At 69.4% G+C, this 4,986-nt stretch carries 3 protein-coding genes and 2 pseudogenes; 3 read left to right on the top strand and 2 right to left on the bottom strand.

Annotated features, from left to right (window positions below; genetic code table 11):
* The coding region (locus AC2W7C_RS13275) for an isoaspartyl peptidase/L-asparaginase (RefSeq protein WP_486001864.1) at window positions 1-351 on the top strand (351 nt) is incomplete at its 5' end.
* A gap of 197 nt (window positions 352-548) precedes the next feature.
* Here AC2W7C_RS13275 and AC2W7C_RS13280 read toward each other — a convergent pair.
* The gene (locus AC2W7C_RS13280; protein ID WP_486001865.1) at window positions 549-962 is read right to left on the bottom strand and encodes a hypothetical protein; all 414 of its coding nucleotides are present in this window, start codon (window positions 960-962) and stop codon (window positions 549-551) included.
* Window positions 963-1,094: 132 nt separating this feature from the next.
* Window positions 1,095-3,822, bottom strand: a pseudogene (gene acnA / locus AC2W7C_RS13285) (aconitate hydratase AcnA).
* Window positions 3,823-4,023: 201 nt separating this feature from the next.
* Between acnA and AC2W7C_RS13290 the strand changes: the two are divergent.
* Together AC2W7C_RS13290 and AC2W7C_RS13295 are read left to right on the top strand one after the other, a co-directional pair.
* On the top strand, window positions 4,024-4,443 hold the full coding sequence (locus tag AC2W7C_RS13290; protein WP_486001866.1) for an ABC transporter ATP-binding protein: 420 nt from the start codon (window positions 4,024-4,026) through the stop codon (window positions 4,441-4,443).
* Window positions 4,444-4,621: 178 nt separating this feature from the next.
* Window positions 4,622-4,986 (top strand): annotated as a pseudogene (locus AC2W7C_RS13295) (heme exporter protein CcmB); the annotation flags it as partial.

The following is a 4,986-nucleotide window of genomic DNA, read 5'->3' on the forward strand; positions in this document are numbered from 1 at the left end:
ACCTCGACCGCGGGCGTCTTCGGCAAGATGCCGGGCCGGGTCGGGGATACGCCGATCCCGGCGGCGGGGACCTGGGCCGACGCGAACGTGGCGGTCTCGGGCACCGGCCAGGGCGAATACTTCATCCGCGTCGCCGCCAGCGCCCAGACGGCCTGGCGGGTCGCCGCCGGTCAATCGTTGAGCGAGGCCGCGCGGGCGGTGATCGAGGAGATCGGATCCCTGGGCGGCGACGGCGGCCTGATCGCCCTGGACCGCGAGGGAAACATCGCCGACCCGTTCAACAGCCAGGGCATGAAACGGGCCTGGCTGACGACCGGCGGGGAGGTGGGGGTAGAGGTGTTCGGGCGCTGAGGTGCCGCCAGGACTAGGTTCAATCGACATTCGATCGATAGCCTTCACGCCTATCCAACCGTTGCTCCAGTCATGGCCGGGCTTGTCCCGGCCATCCATGATCGCGATTGGCGCCCTGGAGGTCTCGAATCCAGCCTTTCGTGTTCATGGATTCCCGGCACAGGGCCGGGAATGACGGGCTTGAATGTCGATTGAACCTAGGACGCGGGCTCGGCCTCTTCCTGGCGCCGAGCGTGGATGAAGTCGGGCCCGCAGGACAACCGCCCGGCCACCTTGCCGTCGGGCTCCACGATCCGCCAGAAGGGCGTCACCTCGGCGACGGGCGCGCCGGCGGCCAGCTTCTCCAGGGCCGCTTCGGCCGCGATCCGCGCGAAGATGCTGGTGGAGATCGGGCAACAAAGGTCCGCGCCGTGCGCCGCGGCCAAGTCGTCCTTCATCCGGGCGACGGTCCGTTGTTCGCCGCGGGGCGCCGCGCGCATGTAGTCGTCGACGAGCCGCGGGGTGGCGATCAGCATCCGCGCGCCTTCCGGCGCCCCGCCGAAGGGTTTGGCGAGAACCTCGACGTGGGCGGGTTTGCCGCCCGCCAGCTTCTGTCCCCAAGTCTTGGCCATGATCGTTCTATCGACGGCGAAGGGGCGACACTAGCATCGTCCGCGAGGGGCGAAAAAGGGCCGGCGGATCGCTCCGCCGGCCCTCATCTTTTTGCACTATCGCTCGCCGCGCGGCGGCTCGCTGCTTGAGCGCTATTCCGCCGCGATGGCCTCCGGAGCCGGCGTGCCGCCGGCGAGGTTGCGCAGCACGTAGGGCATGACGCCGCCGGCCTTGAAGTAGTCCAGCTCGGTCTGGTTATCGATGCGGCAGCGGACCGGGAAGCGGGCCATCTTGCCGTCCGACGGGCGGAACAGCTCGACCCACAGGTCCTGGCGCGGACGCAAGCGGCCGATGTTGACGTCCGACAGGCCGCGGATGGTGACGATCTCCTCGCCGGTCAGGCCCAGCTTCTGCCAGCCTTCCTGCTTGAACTGCAGCGGCACGACGCCCATGCCGACCAGGTTCGAGCGGTGGATGCGCTCGTAGCTTTCGGCGATGACGGCGCGGACGCCCAGCAGACGGGTGCCCTTGGCCGCCCAGTCGCGCGACGAGCCGGTGCCGTACTCCTTGCCGGCGAAGACGACCAGCGGACGGCCTTCGGACTGGTAGCGCATGGCCGCGTCGTAGATCGACATCGTGTCCTGCGACGGGAAATGCTTGGTCACGCCGCCTTCGATGTCCGGCGTGATCCGGTTGCGGATGCGGATGTTGGCGAAGGTGCCGCGCATCATGACTTCGTGATGGCCGCGACGGGCGCCGTAGCTGTTGAAGTCCAGGGCCTCGACGCCGCGGTTGGTCAGATAGACCCCGGCGGGCGAGGTCTTCTTGATCGAACCGGCCGGCGAGATGTGGTCGGTGGTGATCGAGTCGCCGAAGATGGCCAGGACGCGCGCCTCGACGATGTCCGAGACCGGGGCCGGCTCCATCGACAGGCCCTCGAAGTAGGGCGGGTTGGCGACGTAGGTCGAGGCCTCGTCCCAGGCGTAGGTCTGGCCGCCGGCGACCTTGATCGACTGCCAGTGCTTGTCGCCCTTGAAGACATCCGCATATCTCTTGGCGAACATGGCCGGGGTGACCGACTTCTTCTGGATGGCGGCGATCTCGGCCGAGGTCGGCCAGACGTCCTTCAGGAAGACGTCCTTGCCCTTCTTGTCCTTGCCGATCGGATCCTTGGTGATGTCGATCCGCATCGAGCCGGCCAGGGCGTAGGCGACCACCAGGGGCGGCGAGGCCAGGTAGTTGGCCTGGACGTCCGGGTTCACCCGGCCTTCGAAATTGCGGTTGCCGGACAGCACCGAGACGGCGACCAGGCCGTTGTCGTTGATCGACTTGGAGATGGTGTCGGCCAGCGGGCCCGAGTTGCCGATGCAGGTGGTGCAGCCGTAGCCGACCAGGTTGAAGCCGAGCGCGTCCAGATCCTTCTGCAGGCCCGAGGCGGTCAGGTAGTCGGTGACGACCTGCGAGCCGGGTGCCAGCGAGGTCTTGACCCACGGCTTGACCTTCAGCCCCAGCTTGTTGGCCTTCTGGGCCACCAGGCCGGCGGCGATCAGGACCGAGGGGTTGGAGGTGTTGGTGCAGCTGGTGATGGCGGCGATGACGACGTCGCCGTCGCCGAGGTCGAACTTTTCGCCCTCCACGCCGACGCGGGGGGGCGTCGGTCGGACGGCCGAACACGTCGGCCAGGGCGGTCTCGAACTGGGGCGCGGCGACGGTCAGCTCGACCTTGTCCTGCGGACGCTTGGGCCCGGCCAGCGACGGCACGACGGTGGACAGGTCCAGCTCCAGCACGTCGGTGAAGACCGGGTCCTCCGAGGTTTCATCGATCCACAGGCCCTGGGCCTTGGCGTAGGCCTCGACCAGGGCGACGCGCGCCTTGTCGCGGCCCGTGGCGGTCAGATAGTCGATCGTGGCGCTGCTGACGGGGAAGAAGCCGCAGGTGGCGCCGTACTCCGGAGCCATGTTGGCGATGGTCGCCTGGTCCTCGATGGTCATGCCGGCGATGGCGGGGCCGAAGAACTCGACGAACTTGCCGACCACGCCCTTCTTGCGCAGCATCTGGGTGACGGTCAGCACCAGGTCGGTGGCCGTGGTGCCTTCCGACATGGCGCCGGTCAGCTTGAAGCCGATGACCTCGGGGATCAGCATCGGGATCGGCTGGCCCAGCATGGCCGCCTCGGCCTCGATGCCGCCGACACCCCAGCCCAGGACGGCCAGGCCGTTGATCATGGTGGTGTGGCTGTCGGTGCCGACGACGGTGTCGGGATAGGCGACGGTCTTCTTGCCTTCGTCCAGGGTCCAGACGGTCTGGGCCAGGTGCTCCAGATTGACTTGGTGGCAGATGCCGGTGCCGGGGGGCACGACCCGGAAGTTGTTGAAGGCCGAAGAGCCCCAGCGCAGGAAGTTGTAGCGCTCGATGTTGCGCTCGTACTCGCGCTCGACGTTCTGGGTGAACGCGCCGGGGGTCCCGAAGTGGTCGACCATCACCGAGTGGTCGATGACCAGGTCGACGGGGTTCAGCGGGTTGATCTTCTTGGCGTCGGCGCCGAGGGCGGACATGGCGTCGCGCATCGCGGCCAGGTCGACGACGGCGGGAACGCCGGTGAAGTCCTGCATCAGGACGCGGGCCGGGCGGAAGGCGATCTCGTGCTCGACCGAGCCCTTGTTGTCGATCCAGGCGGCGATCGCGCGCAGGTCGGCCTCGGTGACCGAGACGCCGTCCTCGTTGCGCAGCAGGTTCTCCAGCAGCACCTTCATCGAGCGCGGCAGACGGGAAATCCCCGACAGACCGGCTTCCTCGGCGGCGGGAAGGCTGTAATAGGCGTATTTCTTGCGCCCGACGGAAAGGTCCTGACGGGTCTTGAGGCTGTCGATCGACGGCATGGAGAGGCTTCCTCTGGTCAACGCCGCCCGACAATCCGGTTGCACGCTCGCGCGACTGACGCAGGGGCGCACAGGTCCCCGGCGCGCGCGGCGAACGCCTGCTGCGGCGGCTGCGGATATAGCGAGGGTGCGGGGTCGCGTCCATGTATCCATGACGCCGTCATGGGTATTGCGACCGGTTCGCAACTGGGGCGGCTGCAGATGCTGCTGACCGTCTCGGCCCTGACGGTGTCGCGCGGCGAGCGCGTGCTGTTTCGCGACCTGTCCTTCACGGCGGCGGCCGGCGAGGCCGTGGCCCTGACCGGCCCCAACGGCGCGGGCAAGACCAGCCTGCTGCGCGCGATCGCCGGATTCATCCGGCCGGACGCCGGGACGGTCGCCTTCGCCGACGCCGACCCCGCCGAGGCGCGGACGACGGCCTTTGCACTGGCTCGGCCATCTGGACGGGCTGAAGGCGCGCGGCGGGCGCGCGAGGAGCTGGAGTTCCAGGCCCGCTGGTTCGGCGCCGACCGGGACGGGATCGCCGCCGCGGTGGACGTGCTGGCGCTCGAGCCCCTGCTGGACCTGGAGGTGCGCAAGCTGTCGGCGGGCCAGCGTCGGCGGCTGGCCTTCGCCGGCTGATCGCCGCACCGCGTCCCCTGTGGCTGCTCGACGAACCCTTCGGCCCGCTGGACGCCCGCTGGCGCGAGGCGCTGGGCCTGATCCTGCGGGCCCATCTGGACAAGGGCGGCGCCGTGCTGGCCGCCGTGCACGATCCGCTGCCGGTTCCGGCCCGTCCGCTCGAGATCGGAGACGTCCGGTGAGGGCGCTCATGGTCCTGTGGCGGCGCGAACTGGCCCTGGCCTGGGCCGGCGGCGGGGGGCCGCTGCTGGCCTGCGGCTTCTTCCTGTGCCTGACCGTCCTGGTCCCCCTTTCGGCGGGGGGCGACCCGGCGGGTTGAGACCGGTGGCCGGCGGGATCGCCTGGCTGGCCCTGGCGCTGTCGTCGATCCTGTCGCTGGAGCGACTGTTCGAGCGCGATCACGAGGATGGCGCCCTGGACCTGATCGCCCTCGGGCCGGTTCCGTTGGAGCTGGCGGTGCTCGCCAAGGCCAAGGCGCAGTGGCTGGCCGTCGGCGGGCCGCTGGCCCTGACCGCGCCTGTGGCGGCGGTGACGCTGGGCCTG

The sequence above is a fragment of the Brevundimonas sp. CURTG3B2_SDJG genome, assembly GCF_057364705.1.

What these genes read in the sequence shown, in the direction of transcription:
- AC2W7C_RS13290 (WP_486001866.1), top strand. Translation starts at nt 4,024, where the DNA reads ATGCTGCTGACCGTCTCGGCCCTGACGGTGTCGCGCGGCGAGCGCGTG.
- AC2W7C_RS13280 (WP_486001865.1), bottom strand. Translation starts at nt 962, where the DNA reads ATGGCCAAGACTTGGGGACAGAAGCTGGCGGGCGGCAAACCCGCCCAC.